Source organism: Pseudomonas sp. AL03, from assembly GCF_029960815.1.
Classification (GTDB): Bacteria; Pseudomonadota; Gammaproteobacteria; order Pseudomonadales; family Pseudomonadaceae; genus Aquipseudomonas.
Genome location: NZ_JASBRE010000030.1, coordinates 14,601 through 31,980 on the forward strand (window position 1 = coordinate 14,601; position 17,380 = coordinate 31,980).

Below are 17,380 nucleotides of genomic sequence, written 5' to 3' on the forward strand. Positions count from 1 at the left end.
TTATCGTTCTTCGCGGGCAAGCCTCGCTCCTACAGGAGATGCGGTTGTCAGAAAAGTTTTAATGGCTCTTCGTTGAGTGCGGCCAGTTGTTCGCGCAACGCCAACACTTGATCACCCCAATACCGCTCCGTGCCGAACCACGGAAAACTGTGCGGGAATGCCGGGTCGTCCCAGCGGCGGGCGAGCCAGGCGCTGTAGTGCATCAGGCGCAAGGCGCGCAGGGGTTCGATCAACGCGAGTTCCCGCGGATCGAAGTCGTGGAACTCACTGTAGCCGTCCATCAATTCCGACAACTGACCGAGACATTCCTGACGATCACCGGCGAGCATCATCCAGATGTCCTGCACCGCCGGGCCCATGCGACAGTCGTCCAGGTCGACGATATGGAACATCTCGTCGCGGCACATCATGTTGCCGGGGTGGCAGTCGCCGTGCATGCGGATGTTCTTGTGCGGCGTAACGTTGTAAACCTCTTCCACACGCTTGAGCAGGTCGCGGGCCACCGACTCGTAGGCTGGCAGCAAACTGCGCGGTATGAAATTCCCTTCGAGCAATGTCGTCAGCGAGTCATGACCGAAATTCTTCACGCCCAGCGCTTCGCGGTGTTCGAACGGCTTTGTAGCGCCGACGGCGTGCAGGCGACCGAGCAGTTGCCCCAGGCGATACAGCTGATCGAGATTGCCAGGCTCTGGCGCACGGCCACCACGGCGGGGGAACAGGGTGAATCGGAAACCGGCGTGTTCATGCAGGCTGGCACCGTTGTGAATCATCGGCGCGACCACCGGCACGTCGCACTCGGCGAGTTCGAAGGTGAATTGGTGCTCTTCGAGAATCGCTTCGTTGGTCCAGCGCTGCGGACGGTAGAACTTGGCGATCAGCGGCTCGGAGTCTTCGATGCCGACCTGATAGACACGGTTCTCATAGCTGTTGAGCGCCAGAATGCGCGCGTCGCTGAGAAAGCCAATGCTTTCGACGGCATCGAGCACGAGGTCTGGGGTGAGGGTTGCAAACGGGTGGGCCATGCTGACTCCTGCGCGCGGCAGGCTGCCGCGTCCGGCCAAGCATGGTAGCGCAGACGGGGCTTCTTTAGTGGGATCGTTCCCACGCAGCGTGGGAACGATCATCAAGAGGCCCGGTCAGGCGCCGACGATCCCGCCATCTTCCCGGGAAATCGCCATCACCGAAGACCGTGGCTTGCCATTCGGCAGATGCTCAGGGAACGTCGACCCACCGTTCTCCCCCGGATGCTGAATCCCGACAAACAAGGTTTTCTGGTCGGGCGAGAAGCTGATCCCCGTCACCTCACAGCCCACCGGCCCGACCATGAAGCGCCGAATCTCTCCGGTTACCGGGTCAGCGCAGAGCATCTGATTGTTGCCCATACCCGCGAAATCACCGGCATTGCTCGAGTCGCCATCGGTTTGAATCCACAACCGTCCGGCATCATCGAAAGCCAACCCATCCGGGCTGTTGAACATGTTCTGTGGCGTGATGTTCGACGAACCGCCCTTCGGCGTGCCGGCGTGGACGCCCGGGTTACCGGCGACCACGAACAGATCCCAGGAAAAGCTTTTGGCACCGTGATCGTCACGGTCGGTGCGCCAGCGCAGAATCTGCCCATAGACGTTTTTCTCGCGCGGGTTAGGTCCGCCCACCGGCTGGCCATCCTCGCCACGCTTGGCGTTGTTGGTCAGCGTGCAATACACCTGGCCATCCTTGGGGCTGACGACGATCCACTCCGGACGGTCCATACGCGTGGCTTTCACCACCGTGGCCGCGAGGCGCGCGTGAATCAGCACTTCGGCCTGACTGGCAAAACCGCTGCTGGCGTCGAGGCCGTTTTTGCCGTGGGTCAGCTCGACCCACTCGCCCTGGCCTTTCGGGTGATCGGCATTGCCGTCACCCGCGTCGAAACGCGCCACGTACAGAGTGCCGTGGTCCAGCAGGTCGCGGTTGGCCTTGGGGTTTTTGTGGTTGATCTTGTCGCGGCTGACGAATTTGTAGATGAACTCGCCGCGCTCGTCGTCGCCCATGTACACCACGGCGTGACCGTCATTGGTTTCGGCAAGGGCGGCGTTTTCATGTTTGAAACGACCCAGCGCGGTGCGTTTGACTGGCGTCGATTGCGGGTCGAACGGGTCGATTTCCACCACCCAGCCGTGACGGTTGAGTTCGTTGGGGTTTTTCGCCAAGTCGAAGCGCTCGTCGTGCGGGTGCCAGTTGATCTCTTTGCTGGCCGCCACCGCGCCGTAGCGTTTCTGCGCGGCGTCGAACTTTTGCTCGGCATTACTGCTGCCAAAGCAGTCGGTGAAGTTCTCTTCGCAGGTCAGATACGTGCCCCACGGCGTCTTGCCGTTGGCGCAGTTCTGGAAGGTGCCAAGGACGTTCTTGCCGTGTGGGTCGGCACTGGTTTTCAACAGCTCGTGGCCAGCGGCCGGGCCGCTCAGACTGATCGGCGCGTTGCCGTGAATGCGCCGGTTGTAGCGCGAGCCCTGGACGAAATGCCACTGGCCGTTCTTGCGCTGCACTTCGATCACTGACACGCCTTCACAGGCCAACGCCTTGCGCACGTCTGCAGCCGACTGCGGCATGCCGCCGTGAGCGTAGAGGTAGCGATAGTTGGTGTATTCGTTGTTGATCGCCATCAGCGCCCGGTTGTTGTCATCGGGGAATTCGAACAGGCTCATGCCGTCGTTGTTGTCGCCGAACTGGATTTCCTGATGCTCGGCCGTGCCGTTGCCACTCGCGTCGAACGCCGGGCCGTTGTTCTGCAGGGGCTGCCCCCAGCTGATCAACACCGAAGATGTGTAGCCTGGCGGCAGGCTGATGGCGTCGCTGGTGGCGGCGGAAATACTGTCAAAACCCAACAGTTTGCTGGAGCCGGCGCTGACGCTGGCGGCCAGCACGCTGCGGCTCAGCAGGTTGCCACCCAGGAACATTGCTGCACCGCAAAGGGCGCCGGCGCTGATGAAGCCTCGACGGCTGAGGCCGACCATATTCTCGAGGTCGGTGGATTGGTTGTCTTCTAATAGGCTCATATCAAGCTCCCTGCGGGTTTTTGCAGTCACCTTAAAGCGCGTTAATGACGCTAATGTTTCAGAGCGGTGTACCGAGCAAGATGTTGGACGGCGCGAATTGCACCCGCACCGGTTTATCGGCGGCGAGGCCGAGGGTTTTCAAGTGCAGCGGTTCGGCCAGCGCGCACAGTGTCTGGCCGTTGGGCAAGCCGACGCGCACTTCGCTGGGGCCGTTCTCGGCGTCGAGAATTTCTTCGATGATGCCCGCCAGGCAATTGTGTCCCGGCGTTGCGTCGTCCTCGATACCCAGCAGGTCGAGCCAACCAGCCTTGATCAGGGCGACCACTTCGGTGCCGGTTTCCAATTCCAGCCGCAGAGTGCTGTCGTGGGTGATCTGCGCATCGATGGTCAAGCCTTCTGCCAATTCAAGACGAATCCGGTCGTTGTGCCCTTGGTTATCGATCGCCACAACCTTGCCATGCAATTGATTGCGCGCGCTGGTTCTGAGCATCAGCCGACCGAGCAGGTCCAAGTCGCTGGCATCTTCGGCGGCTTCCAGCACCTGAGCCTGCAAGGCTTGCAGCTTTTGATACAGGCGCAATACGCGCTCGCCTTCGCTGGAGAGTTTGGCGCCGCCACCGCCCTTACCGCCGACACTGCGCTCCACCAACGGCTTTTGCGCGAGGTTGTTCAACTCATCGATGGCGTCCCAGGCCGCTTTGTAACTCAGGCCCGCGCTTTTGGCGGCGCGGGTGATCGAGCCCTGTTCGGCGATGTGCTGCAGTAACGCGATGCGCTGTGGACGACGGACGATGTGCTGGGACAACAACGTAGGCAAGGACATGGCAAGACGCTTTGGGCTGTGGCGATGAGAAGGACGTTGGCGGCTTGGGGCCCGGGAGTCAAGTCAGGGCACATCGCCGGGTTTGGGTGTGCGGGCCAGGCAATAGACGTCCACCCGCGCAGCGCCGGCGTCCATCAACAGCCGAGCGAGGGCCTGGGCTGTGGCGCCGGTGGTGAGCACGTCGTCGACCACTGCCAAATGTCGACCCTTGATGGACGCATCGGGCGTAAGAGTGAAGGCATTGCGCAGGTTTTTTTTGCGGGCGTCGGCATTCAGCTCCTGTTGCGCGCGGGTGTCCTGAATCCTCAACAGCAGCGTTTCATCACAAGGAATGTCGAGGCTGGCGCTGAGCCAGCGGGCCAGCATTGCGGCCTGATTGAAACCCCGTTGGCGCAGGCGCCTGGCGGCCAGCGGCACCGGGACCAGAGCGTCGGGCCGTTCTAGATCCTCATCGAAGCAATTTTGCAGGAATTGCGCGAGAAGTTCGGCGAGCAGGCGGCCAAACGGCCACTTCGCAGAATGTTTGAAGCGCATGATCAACGTGTCTACCGGAAAGCTGTACGTCCATGGCGCGGCCACTCGCTCGAAGGCGGGCGGTTGTTTCAGGCATTGGCCACAGGTCAGGCCTGCGGTGGGCAGCGGCAGCGCGCAGGTTTGGCAATGATCGCCAAGCCAGGGCAGATCGGTTTCGCACGCCATGCAGATGGGCGTGGGTCCTTCGGTTGCTTCACTGCAGAGTAAACAGTGTTGGTCATTGTTTAACCAGATGTAGACCGGTCCTGCGTATCGTGGTTGACAGCGCATCGCTCTTCCTTAAATATGCCGAACATCCGTGTCGCGTCTGTGGGTATTCCATTCCCCAGCCGCAAGCCATGCATAAAACAAGGAAACGCCCATGAGCGCCAGCACCACTGCAACCCTGCGTCATGACTGGTCTTTGGCCGAAGTCAAAGCACTCTTCGTTCAGCCATTCAACGACCTGTTGTTCCAGGCGCAGACGGTGCACCGCGCACATTTCGACGCCAACCGGGTCCAGGTGTCGACGCTGCTGTCGATCAAAACCGGCGCCTGCCCGGAAGATTGCAAATATTGTCCGCAGTCCGGTCACTACAACACCGGCCTGGAAAAAGAAAAACTGATGGAAGTGCAGAAGGTCCTCGAAGAGGCCGCTCGCGCCAAGGCCATCGGTTCGACCCGTTTCTGCATGGGCGCGGCGTGGAAGCACCCGTCGGTTAAAGACATGCCGTATGTACTGGAAATGGTCAAAGGCGTGAAAGCCATGGGCCTGGAAACCTGCATGACCCTCGGTCGTCTGGATCAGGATCAGACCGAAGCGCTGGCCCAAGCCGGCCTCGACTACTACAACCACAACCTCGATACCTCGCCTGAGTTCTACGGCAGCATCATCACCACCCGCACTTACAGCGAGCGCCTGCAGACCCTGGCCTACGTGCGTGACTCGGGAATGAAGATCTGCTCCGGCGGGATCCTCGGCATGGGCGAGTCGCTTGATGACCGCGCCAATCTGCTGATCCAGCTGGCCAACCTGCCAGAGCATCCTGAGTCGGTGCCAATCAACATGCTGGTGAAAGTCGCCGGTACGCCGCTGGAAAACGCCGACGATATCGACCCGTTCGACTTCATCCGCATGCTTGCTGTCGCCCGCATCCTGATGCCGCAATCCCACGTGCGCCTGTCCGCCGGCCGCGAAGCGATGAACGAGCAGATGCAGGCCCTGGCGTTCTTCGCCGGTGCCAACTCGATTTTCTACGGCGATAAATTGCTGACCACCGTCAACCCGCAGGCCGACAAGGACATGCAACTGTTCGGGCGCTTAGGGATCCTGCCGGAAGCGCGCGAAGAGCACGCTGACGAAGTCCATCAGGCGGCTATCGAGCAGGCGTTGGTTGAGCAGAAGAGCAGCGAGCAGTTTTATAACGCTGCGGTCTGACTTCCCCCGCCCTGTAGGAGCGAGCGGTTCGGCGTTCCTACAGGGATCGTGTGTTTTTTCTTACTCGCGAGGCCTGCATGTCTTTCGATCTCGCCGCGCGCCTTGCTGCCCGTCGTGCCGAAAATCTTTATCGCCATCGCCCATTGCTCGAAAGCCCTCAAGGCCCGGAAGTGGTGGTTGATGGTCAGCCGTTGCTGGCGTTCTGTAACAACGACTACCTGGGCCTCGCCAATCACCCGCAAGTGATCGAAGCCTGGCGCGCCGGAGCAACTCGTTGGGGCGTCGGCGGCGGGGCGTCGCATTTGGTCATCGGCCACAGCAGCCCGCATCACGCGCTGGAAGAGGCCTTGGCCGATTTCACCGGTCGCCCGCGCGCGCTGTTGTTCACCACGGGGTACATGGCCAACCTCGGCGCGGTCACCGCGCTGGTCGGGCAGGGCGATACGGTGCTGGAAGACCGGCTCAATCACGCGTCGTTGCTGGATGCGGGGCTGTTGTCCGGTGCGCGCTTCAATCGCTACCTGCACAACGACGCGGCGAGTCTGGCCAAGCGTCTCGAGAAGGCGACCGGCAACACTCTGATCGTCACCGACGGCGTGTTCAGCATGGACGGCGACATCGCCGACCTGCCGGCGCTGGCTCGGGAGGCAAAAGCCAAAGGTGCATGGTTGATGGTCGATGACGCTCACGGGTTTGGTCCGCTGGGCGCCCATGGCGGCGGGATTGTCGAGCATTTCGGCCTGAGTCAGGAAGACGTGCCGGTATTGGTCGGCACCCTCGGCAAGGCGTTCGGTACGGCCGGGGCTTTTGTGGCTGGCAGCGAGGAGCTGATCGAGAGCCTGATCCAGTTCGCCCGTCCCTACATTTACACCACCAGCCAGCCGCCGGCGCTGGCTTGCGCGACGCTGAAAAGCCTTGAACTGCTGCGTAGCGAACACTGGCGACGTGAGCATCTGAAAACGCTGATCTGCCAATTCCGCCACGGTGCCGAGCAGATCGGCCTGGAGTTGATGGACAGCTTCACGCCGATCCAACCGATCATGATCGGCGATGCCGGGCGTGCGGTTCGACTGTCGCAGATGTTGCGCGAACGCGGTCTGATGGTGACGGCGATCCGCCCACCGACCGTGCCCGCCGGCAGCGCTCGTCTGCGCGTGACCCTGACCGCCGCCCACAGCGAGGCGCAGGTGCAGCTATTGTTAAAGGGACTGGCCGATTGTTTTCAACAACTTGGACCGGAGCCAAGCCATGCGTAATCGTTTGATTCTGCTACCCGGCTGGGGTCTCGGGATTTCTCCTCTGGAGCCCTTGGCGGCCGCGTTACAAGGGCTGGATGAACACCTGCGGGTCGAGATCGAACCGTTGCCGGAACTGGAATCAAGCGATCTTGAGGAGTGGCTTGATGAGTTGGATTCGACGGTGCCACAGGATGTCTGGCTCGGTGGCTGGTCCCTGGGCGGTATGCTCGCTTCCGAGTTGGCGGCGCGGCGCGGCGATCGTTGCTGCGGCTTGCTGACGCTGGCGAGCAATCCAAGCTTCGTGGCTTGGGCTGGCTGGACCAATGCCATGCACGAAGAGGATTTCACTGCGTTCCTTAACGCCTGTCGTCTTGACCCAGGCGCGACCTTGAAACGCTTCAGCCTGCTTTGCTCCCAAGGATCTACTGACCCGCGGTCGCTTGCTCGGCTTTTATTAGCGGCAGCCCCCAAAACTACGGCACCTGTGCTGCTCAGTGGCTTGGAACTGTTGGGTGGGTTGGGCACGCGTCAGGCCTTACTGGACTTTCAAGGGCCGCAACTGCATTTGTTCGCCGGCCTCGACGGGCTAGTCCCGGCAGAAGCTGCCGGGGAGCTTTTGGCGCTACTGCCGGACGTCGAAATCGGTCTGATTGAGCAGGCCAGTCACGCGTTTCTCCTGGAAGACCCCCACGGTGTGGCGGGGGCGATCCAGGCCTTTTTGCATGAGTTCGGTGATGACTGATTTATCCCTTCCCAACCTGCCCGGCGGCTTGCCCGACAAACGCCAGGTGGCGGCATCCTTTTCCCGCGCGGCGGCGAGCTATGACAGCGTGGCCGAATTGCAGCGTGATGTTGGCAGTGAATTGTCGAGTCGTTTGCCAGCGGACTTTGTGCCGGGTGTCTGGCTGGACCTGGGCTGCGGCACCGGGCATTTCAGCCGTGCATTGGGCGAGCGATTTCCTGCCAGTAACGGACTGGCATTGGATATCGCCGAAGGCATGCTCAATCACGCCCGGCCATTGGGGGGGGCAACGCATTTCATCGCAGGCGATGCCGAGCGGTTGCCGTTGCAGGATTCGACCTGCGATTTGATCTTCTCCAGCCTGGCGGTGCAGTGGTGTGCAGACTTCGCCTCGGTGCTCAGTGAGGCGCATCGGGTGCTGAAACCGGGCGGAATTTTCGCGTTTGCTAGTCTGTGCGTGGGCACGTTGTTTGAGCTGCGTGACAGCTGGCGTCAGGTGGACGGCATGGTGCACGTCAACCGCTTCCGCGAGTTCGGGGTTTATCAACAGCTGTGCGCGGCCAGCGGTTTGAGCGTCGCAAGCCTGGAAACCCGACCGCACGTGTCGCATTACCCGGATGTGCGCAGCCTGACCCATGAACTCAAGGCGCTGGGCGCGCACAACCTGAACCCCGGTCGGCCGGGTGGTTTGACCGGCAGGGCGCGGATCCTCGGCTTGATCGAGGCTTATGAGCAATTTCGTCAGGCCGAAGGTCTGCCGGCGACTTATCAAGTGGTGTACGCCGTTTTGGAGAAACCCTAATGAGCGCAGCGTATTTCATCACCGGTACGGACACCGATGTTGGCAAGACCACGGTTGCCGCAGGCTTGCTGCATGCCGCGCGGTTGGCGGGATTGAGTACGGCGGCGGGCAAGCCGGTCGCCTCCGGTTGCGATGTGACGCCCAAGGGCTTGCGCAATGCCGATGCATTGGCGTTGCTGGCGGAGTGTTCGATGCCTTTGACTTATGCACAGGTCAACCCTGTGGCGTTCGAGCCCGCCATCGCTCCGCATCTGGCGGCACGGGAGGCCGGTGTGGCATTGACGGTGCAATCATTGTTGGCGCCCATGCGGGAAATTCTCAATATGCAGGCGGATTTTACCTTGATCGAAGGTGCTGGCGGCTGGCGGGTGCCTTTGGCAGATCAGGATAATCTGTCGGACCTGGCGATGGCGCTGGATCTGCCGGTGATCCTGGTGGTGGGTGTGCGCCTGGGTTGCATCAACCATGCGCTGCTGACGGCTGAGGCAATTGCTCAGGACGGTTTGCAGTTGGCGGGGTGGGTGGCCAATATCATTGATGCGAAGACTTCACGTCTGGAAGAAAACCTTGCGACCCTGGCCGAGCGGATCCCGGCACCGTGCCTGGGGCGGGTGCCGAAACTCAAGTTGGTGACCGCCGAGGCGGTGGCCGAGCATCTTCAACTGGATTTGCTGGACTGAAATTTTTTGGGTGGGCTTTAACTATGACAAGGCACTGTGCCATTAGTGTTTTTGTCGGGCCTTTTGCCGGCGGGTCTGGTTCAATGGCTGCTGTTGATCCTTTGCAAGGACGAGTTCCCCCATGGAAATCTCAGGAAACACCGCTTTTTATGCCGGTCTGAGCACTATTCAGACAGGGCAGAACCGTGTCGATCAAGCCTCTGGCCAGATCGCCAACACGACGATCGAGCGCTCGGTGACCAGCCAGTCTTCCGAGGCTCAGGTTGATCGTCTGCGTTCGGTAGATCGCAGTCAGCAGTCGGACCTGGCCAGTAACATGGTCGAGATGTCCCAAGGTAAATTTCAGGTTGAGCTGGGTGTCAAAGTCGCCAAGGCATCCGACGAAGTGCTCGGTACGTTGATCGATACGTTCGCCTGATCCCTCGCTCAATCCGCTTCTTCGACGCCGCGACTTTTCGCGGCGTTTTTCTGCGTAAGTCTTTCTCGCTCAACTAATCTTTCCTGCACAGCGTGTTGCTCAGTCAACGGTGTTGCCCTGCGCTGTGCCCGGTATTCCCACGGCGTGATGACGAATGGCAAAAGATCGGCGCTTGACAAGATTTAGGCGTAAACGTATGTTTCAAACAACTGTTTGACCGTCACAACAAATCAACACGGTCGTTCATTCCCGGTTACATCAGCAGAGGTTTATCGCTATGCCTGACTACAAGGCCCCCTTGCGTGATATTCGCTTCGTTCGTGACGAACTGCTCGGCTACGAAGCCCACTATCAGAGCCTTCCGGCTTGCCAGGACGCAACTCCAGACATGGTTGACGCCATTCTCGAAGAAGGCGCCAAGTTTTGTGAGCAGGTGCTGGCTCCGCTGAACCGCGTGGGTGACACCGAAGGTTGCACCTGGAGCGAGTCCGGCGTTAAAACCCCGACTGGCTTCAAAGAAGCCTACAAACAATTCGTCGAAGGCGGCTGGCCAAGCCTGGCCCACGACGTAGAGCACGGTGGCCAGGGCCTGCCGGAGTCTCTGGGTCTGGCTGTCAGCGAAATGGTTGGCGAAGCCAACTGGTCGTGGGGCATGTACCCAGGTCTGTCCCATGGCGCGATGAACACCATTTCCGAGCACGGCACGCCTGAGCAGCAAGAGGCTTACCTGACCAAACTGGTTTCCGGCGAGTGGACCGGCACTATGTGCCTGACCGAACCGCACTGCGGCACCGACCTGGGCATGCTGCGTACCAAGGCTGAACCTCAGGCCGACGGTTCCTACAAAGTATCCGGCACCAAGATCTTCATCTCGGCCGGCGAACATGACATGGCCGACAACATCGTCCACATCGTGCTGGCACGCCTGCCGGATGCACCGGCTGGCACCAAAGGCATTTCGCTGTTCATCGTTCCCAAGTTCATGCCGAACGAAGACGGTTCGATCGGCGCTCGCAACGCCGTGACCTGTGGTTCCCTGGAACACAAGATGGGTATCCACGGTAACGCCACGTGCGTGATGAACTTCGACGCGGCGACCGGTTTCCTCATCGGCCCGGCAAACAAAGGCCTGAACTGCATGTTCACCTTCATGAACACCGCACGCCTGGGGACTGCGCTGCAAGGTCTGGCTCATGCCGAGATCGGCTTCCAGGGCGGCCTGAAATACGCTCGCGATCGTCTGCAAATGCGCTCCCTGACCGGCCCGAAAGCACCAGAAAAAGCCGCTGACCCGATCATCGTTCACCCTGATGTACGTCGCATGCTGTTGACCATGAAAGCCTTCGCCGAAGGCAACCGTGCGATGGTTTACTTCACCGCCAAGCAAGTCGACATCGTCAAATACGGCGTGGACGAAGAAGAGAAGAAGAAAGCCGACGCATTGCTGGCGTTCATGACGCCAATCGCCAAAGCCTTCATGACTGAAGTCGGCTTCGAGTCCGCCAACCACGGCGTACAAATCTATGGCGGCCACGGCTTCATCGCCGAGTGGGGCATGGAGCAGAACGTTCGCGACAGCCGCATTTCGATGCTGTACGAAGGCACCACCGGTATCCAGGCACTCGACCTGCTGGGCCGTAAAGTGCTGATGACTCAAGGCGAGGCTCTGAAAGGCTTCACCAAGATCGTCCACAAGTTCTGCCAGACCAACGAAGGCAACGAAGCGGTCAAAGAGTTCGTCGAGCCATTGGCGGCGCTGAACAAAGAGTGGGGCGAGCTGACCATGAAGGTCGGTATGGCTGCCATGAAAGACCGCGAAGAAGTCGGCGCGGCGTCGGTGGACTACCTGATGTACTCCGGTTACGCCTGCCTGGCTTATTTCTGGGCTGACATGGCGCGTCTGGCTGCCGAGAAACTGGCTGCCGGTACTACCGAAGAGGCGTTCTACACCGCCAAGCTGCAGACTGCGCGCTTCTACTTCCAGCGCATCCTGCCGCGTACTCGCACTCATGTTGTCACCATGCTATCGGGCGCCAACAACCTGATGGACATGAAAGAAGAGAACTTCGCGCTGGGCTACTAAGCCCCACGCTGTCGCTTCATAAAGCCGCTGTTTCCTCGGGAGCAGCGGTTTTTTTGTGCGCGATATCAACGCGTAAATATTCCTGACTAAAACGCTAAGAAGAACGCCTTTGCTGCCGTTAAAGAGGATGGCGATGTGACATGCTGCTCAAGGAGCAGGCACAATGCCATCCTGTTTGCCGGGTTGGAGCTTTACCCTTGCCGCGTTCTTCCGCTGTGCGTTACAGCCATTTCCTGCCGTCATTAGTGCTTTTGCTTGCGGGGCTTGCGGCTGCGTACGTGAAGGATCTGAACGTCTTTTTCACCTCGCTGTTCAACGTACTGCCAACGCTGGTGTTGTTGCTCGGCGGTGCTTACTGCGCGGTTTACCGACGTCAGCGTGAGCTGTTTCTGATGGTCACGGTGTATATCGCCTACTTCCTGCTCGACACGCAGACGGATTACTACCGCGACAATGGCAAAGTCCGTGAAGACGCCGCGGTGGTCTTCCATCTGTGCTGCCTGTTGCTGCCGCTGCTCTTTGGCGTGTTCGCCGCCTGGCAGGAGCGCACCCACCTGTTCCAGGACATGGTGGCGCGCTTCGCGGTATTGATGGCCTTCGGTAGCGTAGCGTTGGGGCTGGAACAAAGTTACCCACAAGCGCTGTTGATGTGGCTGTCGCAGATCCGTTGGCCAGCCTTGCATGGCGCCTGGATGAGCTTGATCCAGTTGTCTTATCCAGTGTTCATCGCCTCGTTTGCGTTACTGGCCTGGCAATACTGGCGCAACCCGAGACCCTTGCATGCTGCCCAATTGGTGGGCTTGCTCGGGTTGTTCTGGATGTTGCCGAAAACGTTCATCCTGCCGTTCACCCTGAACATCATGTGCAGTCAGGTGATGTTGATGATTGCCGCAGCGGTCGCCCATGAGGCCTATCAAATGGCCTTCCGTGACGAGCTTACCGGTCTGCCGGGCCGCCGCGCCTTGAACGAGCGGATGCAGCGGTTGGGGCGCAATTACGTGCTGGCAATGAGCGACGTCGACCACTTCAAGAAATTCAACGACACCCACGGCCACGATGTCGGCGACCAGGTGCTGCGACTTGTCGCCAGCAAACTGTCGAAAATCGGCGGAGGCGGTAAGGCATATCGCTACGGCGGTGAGGAATTCGCCCTGGTGTTCGCGGGCAAGACCCTAGAAGAGTGCATGCCGCACCTGGAAGTCATCCGCGAGTCCATCGCCACCTACAACATTCAGCTGCGCAATCAGGACAGCCGCCCCCAGGATGACCAGCAAGGTCGCCAGCGCCGGGCGGGTTCGGGCGCCTCAAGTGTGTCGGTCACCGTCAGTATTGGTGTCGCCGAACGACTGGAGCAGCGTACCCCCGAAAAAGTGCTCAAGTCCGCTGACGAGGCGCTCTACAGCGCCAAGGGAGCGGGGCGAAACTGTGTGGTGGCGTTCGGTCAGAACCGCCGTGGCGCGGTGCGCATGGACGCCGCTAATGATTGAGTGATGATGACGCATTCAGCGTCTGGACTGTGATTGTGAGGGCGGGTGCGCGGCAGTAGGTTTGGGGAATCTGCTGCCGGAGAAATGACCATGCCTGAGTACAAAGCTCCCCTGCGCGACATGCGCTTTTTGATCGACCACGTCTTCGATTTTCACAGCAACTACGCCGCGCTGGGCGCCACCGATGCCAGCCCGGACATGGTCAATGTGATCCTCGAGGAAGGTGCCAAATTCTGTGAGAACGTTCTCGCACCGCTGAACCGCAGCGGCGACGAAGAAGGCTGCCATTTCGACAATGGTGTGGTCACGACGCCTACAGGCTTCAAGCAGGCATTCGCACAATACGTTGAAGGCGGCTGGCATGGCCTGGCGGCTGATCCGGTTTACGGTGGCCAGGGTTTGCCGAGTTCACTGGGGCTGGTCATCAGCGAAATGGTCGGCTCCAGCAACACCTCCTGGGGCATGTACCCCGGCCTGACCCACGGCGCGATGTCGGCAATTCACGCCCATGGCACTGAAGAACAAAAACAGACTTACCTGAGCAAACTCACTGCAGGCCAATGGACCGGCACCATGTGCCTGACCGAAGCCCATTGCGGCACCGACCTGGGCATCATCAAAACCCGCGCGGTGCCTGCGGCCGATGGCAGTTACGCGATCTCCGGCAGCAAGATTTTCATCTCCGCCGGCGAGCACGACATGAGCGACAACATTATTCACCTGGTGCTGGCGAAACTGCCGGATGCTCCGGCCGGCACCAAGGGCATTTCGCTGTTTATCGTTCCTAAATTCCTACCCAATGACGAGGGTGATGCTGGCGAGCGCAACGGCGTTTCCTGCGGCTCGATTGAACACAAAATGGGCATCAAGGCTTCAGCCACCTGCGTACTGAATTTCGACGACGCCAGGGGTTTCTTGATCGGTGAGCCGAACAAGGGCCTGAACTGCATGTTCACCATGATGAATCATGCGCGGCTGGGTACCGGCATGCAGGGTTTGTGTCTGGGGGAGGCGAGCTTTCAGGGCGCGATCAAGTACGCCAACGACCGTCTGCAGATGCGCTCGCTGACCGGTCCGAAAGCACCGGAAAAAGCCGCTGATCCAATCATTGTTCATCCTGACGTGCGCAGGATGTTACTGACCATGAAGGCCTTCAACGAAGGCAATCGGGCGCTGACTTACTTCACCGCGCAGTTGCTGGACGTGGCGCATTTGAGCCCGGATGAAACGGCGCGTCAGGAGGCCGAAGACCTGCTGGCGTTCCTCACGCCGATCTGCAAAGCCTTCATGACCGATACCGGACTGGAAGTGACCAACCACGGCATGCAGGTGTTTGGTGGTCACGGATTCATCCGCGAGTGGGGCATGGAGCAGTTGGTTCGTGACTGCCGGATCGCACCGATCTATGAAGGCACCAACGGCATTCAGGCGCTGGACTTGCTTGGAAGAAAAGTCCTCGGCAGCCAAGGGAAATTGCTGCGCGGGTTCACCAAAATCGTCCACAAGTTCTGTGCGGCAAACGCCGGGCATCCGCAACTCGCCAGCTACGTGGCGCAGCTCAACGACCTGAATCAGCAGTGGGGAGAGGTGACCGCCAAGGTCGGCATGGCCGCGATGAAAAATCCGGATGAAGTGGGCGCGGCCTCGGTGGATTACCTGATGTACAGCGGTTACATCATCCTCGGCTATCTGTGGCTGCGCATGGCGTTGGTCGCTCAGGCACAGCTCGATTCGGGCAGTGATGATGCCGATTACTGCCAGGCGAAACTGGCGACCAGCGAGTTTTACTTCAAACGTTTGTTGCCACGCACGGCTGCTCATCGCGCGGCCATCGAAGCGGGCAGCGATTGCCTGATGAAGCTGCCTGCGGAGTTGTTCGCGCTATAGTTTTTCAAACCGTCGGAAAAGAGCCCGCCTAGCTGCGGGCTTCTTTAATGGTCGAATTATTGGTGACTAAAAATAACAAAACGGTCACGTGCTGACCCTATGTGTCGTAAAAGTTGTTGGGTTACACTCGAACCCAACGAAAGCAACATTCCTACGAATCACCTGTTTAGATCTTGCGAGGTTTGCCATGGCTGACTACAAAGCGCCCCTGCGCGATATGCGCTTCGTCCTCAATGAAGTGTTCGAGGTCGCTAAACTCTGGGCCGAACTGCCTGCGCTCGCCGAGACTGTCGATGCGGAAACGGTTGAAGCCATTCTTGAAGAAGCCGGCAAGGTCACCAGCAAAAGTATCGCGCCCCTGAGCCGTGCGTCTGACGAAGAGGGTTGCCATTGGGCCGATGGTGCCGTCACCACGCCGGCCGGTTTCCCACAGGCTTATCAGACTTACGCTGAAGGCGGTTGGGTCGGTGTCGGTGGCGATCCGACCTACGGCGGCATGGGCATGCCCAAGGCGGTTTCGGCTCAGGTCGAAGAAATGGTCAACTCCGCCAGTCTGTCGTTTGGTCTGTATCCGATGTTGACCGCCGGCGCCTGCCTGTCGATCAACGCCCACGCCAGCGAAGCGCTGAAAGCCGCGTACCTGCCGAACATGTACGCCGGCGTCTGGGCCGGCTCCATGTGCCTGACCGAGTCGCACGCCGGTACTGATCTGGGCATCATCCGCACCAAGGCCGAACCGCAGGCCGACGGTTCCTACAAAGTCAGTGGCACCAAGATCTTCATCACCGGTGGTGAGCACGACCTGACCGAAAACATCATCCACCTAGTGCTGGCCAAACTGCCGGATGCACCCGCAGGCCCGAAAGGCATCTCGTTGTTCCTGGTGCCCAAGTTCATGGTCAATGCCGACGGCAGCCTGGGCGCGCGCAACCCGGCTAACTGCGGTTCGATCGAGCACAAGATGGGCATCCAGGCGTCCGCGACCTGTGTGATGAACTTCGACGAGGCCGTGGGTTATCTGGTCGGCGGGCCGAACAAAGGCCTGGCGGCGATGTTCACCATGATGAACTACGAGCGTCTGGGTGTGGGTATCCAGGGCCTGGCCACCGGCGAGCGCTCGTACCAGAACGCCGTCGAGTACGCCCGCGACCGTCTGCAAAGCCGTTCGCCGACCGGTGCGCAGAACAAGGACAAGGTCGCTGACCCGATCATCGTCCACCCGGACGTGCGTCGCATGCTGCTGACCATGAAAGCCTCGAACGAAGGCGGCCGTGCCTTCTCGACCTACGTGGCCATGCAACTGGACACCGCCAAATTCAGTGAAGACGCCACGACCCGCAAACGCGCGGAAGATTTGGTGGCCCTGCTGACTCCGGTGGCCAAGGCGTTCCTGACCGACCTGGGTCTGGAAACCACGGTTCACGGCCAGCAGATTTTCGGCGGTCACGGTTACATCCGTGAGTGGGGCCAGGAGCAACTGGTGCGCGACGTGCGCATCACCCAGATCTACGAAGGCACCAACGGCATTCAGGCGCTGGACCTTGTAGGACGCAAGATCGTCGGCACCGGCGGGGCGTTCTACAACCTGTTCGCTGACGAGATCCGTCATTTCACCGCGACCGCCAGCGCTGACCTGGTGGAGTTCACCAAGCCGCTGAACGAAGCGGTGACCACCCTCGACGAGCTGACGGCCTGGTTGCTCGACCGTGCGAAAAACAACCCGAACGAAATCGGTGCGGCCTCGGTCGAGTACCTGCAAGCATTCGGTTATGTGGCCTACGCCTACATGTGGGCACTGATGGCCAAGGCGGCCTTGGGTAAAGAAGCGCAGGACGATTTCTACGCAAGCAAGCTGGGCACGGCGCGGTTCTATTTCGCACGCCTGCTGCCGCGTATTCACTCATTGAGCGCGTCGGTGAAGGCCGGCAGCGAGTCGTTGTTTCTGCTGGACGCAGGACAGTTCTGACAATGTAACGTCGTGTAAGCATTTTCTTACATGACGTGCTGCTCTTCTCCCATAGAAGAAAATTGGATCCACAGCTAATCTACTTTACATGGACGTCGCGCAGGAAGCGCAAAGCAACAACACGGACACGTAGGATTCTGCCAGGACGGTGGAGTGAAATGGATGTCAGGGAAACAGTCTGTAAAGCCCCGCTTCGGCGGGGTTTTCTTTTACCTGCAGAAAAGTGTTCAGCCTATATCATCCAGTCTTGCCGGGCTGTTCAAAC

Annotated in this window: 14 protein-coding genes; 10 read left to right on the plus strand and 4 right to left on the minus strand. The window is 59.8% G+C overall.

All coding sequences use genetic code 11. The features are described from left to right. Positions 1-47 precede the first annotated feature (47 nt). From QK293_RS22930 to QK293_RS22945, 4 genes are all read right to left on the minus strand, one after another. Positions 48-1,022, minus strand: coding sequence for a serine/threonine protein kinase (locus QK293_RS22930; RefSeq protein WP_282381380.1), 975 nt, complete (start codon positions 1,020-1,022; stop codon positions 48-50). 114 nt (positions 1,023-1,136) lie between these two features. Continuing rightward, positions 1,137-3,038 carry a PhoX family phosphatase gene (locus tag QK293_RS22935; RefSeq protein WP_282381382.1) on the minus strand — a complete coding sequence of 634 codons (1,902 nt, stop codon included), beginning with the start codon at positions 3,036-3,038 and terminating at the stop codon, positions 1,137-1,139. 58 nt (positions 3,039-3,096) lie between these two features. After that, positions 3,097-3,861 (minus strand): TOBE domain-containing protein, encoded by a 765-nt coding sequence (locus QK293_RS22940; RefSeq protein ID WP_282381384.1) that lies wholly within the window; start codon positions 3,859-3,861, stop codon positions 3,097-3,099. A 63-nt stretch (positions 3,862-3,924) separates the two neighbouring features. After that, entirely contained in the window at positions 3,925-4,665 is a 741-nt protein-coding gene (locus QK293_RS22945; protein WP_282381386.1) for a ComF family protein, read from the minus strand. A 91-nt stretch (positions 4,666-4,756) separates the two neighbouring features. Between QK293_RS22945 and bioB the strand changes: the two genes are divergently transcribed. From bioB to QK293_RS22995, 10 genes are all read left to right on the plus strand, one after another. Then, a complete protein-coding gene (bioB, locus tag QK293_RS22950) occupies positions 4,757-5,812 on the plus strand; it encodes a biotin synthase BioB (protein ID WP_282381388.1) in 1,056 nt (351 codons plus the stop codon). 77 nt (positions 5,813-5,889) lie between these two features. Next, positions 5,890-7,068, plus strand: coding sequence for an 8-amino-7-oxononanoate synthase (bioF, locus tag QK293_RS22955; protein WP_282381390.1), 1,179 nt, complete (start codon positions 5,890-5,892; stop codon positions 7,066-7,068). Then, positions 7,061-7,792 (plus strand): alpha/beta fold hydrolase, encoded by a 732-nt coding sequence (locus QK293_RS22960; RefSeq protein ID WP_282381392.1) that lies wholly within the window; start codon positions 7,061-7,063, stop codon positions 7,790-7,792. Before bioF ends, QK293_RS22960 begins: the two co-directional genes overlap by 8 nt. Then, positions 7,785-8,594, plus strand: coding sequence for a malonyl-ACP O-methyltransferase BioC (gene bioC / locus QK293_RS22965; protein ID WP_282381394.1), 810 nt, complete (start codon positions 7,785-7,787; stop codon positions 8,592-8,594). Before QK293_RS22960 ends, bioC begins: the two co-directional genes overlap by 8 nt. Beyond that, positions 8,594-9,274: a dethiobiotin synthase gene (bioD, locus tag QK293_RS22970; RefSeq protein ID WP_282381396.1), complete on the plus strand. Its 681-nt coding sequence runs from the start codon at positions 8,594-8,596 to the stop codon at positions 9,272-9,274. The genes bioC and bioD overlap by 1 nt, the downstream gene beginning before the upstream one ends. A gap of 121 nt (positions 9,275-9,395) precedes the next feature. After that, complete coding sequence (locus QK293_RS22975; RefSeq protein WP_150658478.1) at positions 9,396-9,692, plus strand: pyrroloquinoline quinone biosynthesis protein PqqE; 297 nt, start codon at positions 9,396-9,398, stop codon at positions 9,690-9,692. Positions 9,693-9,969: 277 nt separating this feature from the next. Then, positions 9,970-11,775: a phenylacyl-CoA dehydrogenase gene (locus QK293_RS22980; RefSeq protein WP_282381406.1), complete on the plus strand. Its 1,806-nt coding sequence runs from the start codon at positions 9,970-9,972 to the stop codon at positions 11,773-11,775. Between the two features lie 197 nt (positions 11,776-11,972). Next, positions 11,973-13,262, plus strand: a complete 1,290-nt coding sequence (locus tag QK293_RS22985) for a GGDEF domain-containing protein (protein ID WP_282381408.1) — start codon at positions 11,973-11,975, stop codon at positions 13,260-13,262. 90 nt (positions 13,263-13,352) lie between these two features. Beyond that, complete coding sequence (locus tag QK293_RS22990; RefSeq protein ID WP_282381410.1) at positions 13,353-15,149, plus strand: acyl-CoA dehydrogenase C-terminal domain-containing protein; 1,797 nt, start codon at positions 13,353-13,355, stop codon at positions 15,147-15,149. A 187-nt stretch (positions 15,150-15,336) separates the two neighbouring features. Beyond that, positions 15,337-17,115 carry an acyl-CoA dehydrogenase C-terminal domain-containing protein gene (locus tag QK293_RS22995; protein ID WP_282381413.1) on the plus strand — a complete coding sequence of 593 codons (1,779 nt, stop codon included), beginning with the start codon at positions 15,337-15,339 and terminating at the stop codon, positions 17,113-17,115. Positions 17,116-17,380 lie beyond the last annotated feature (265 nt).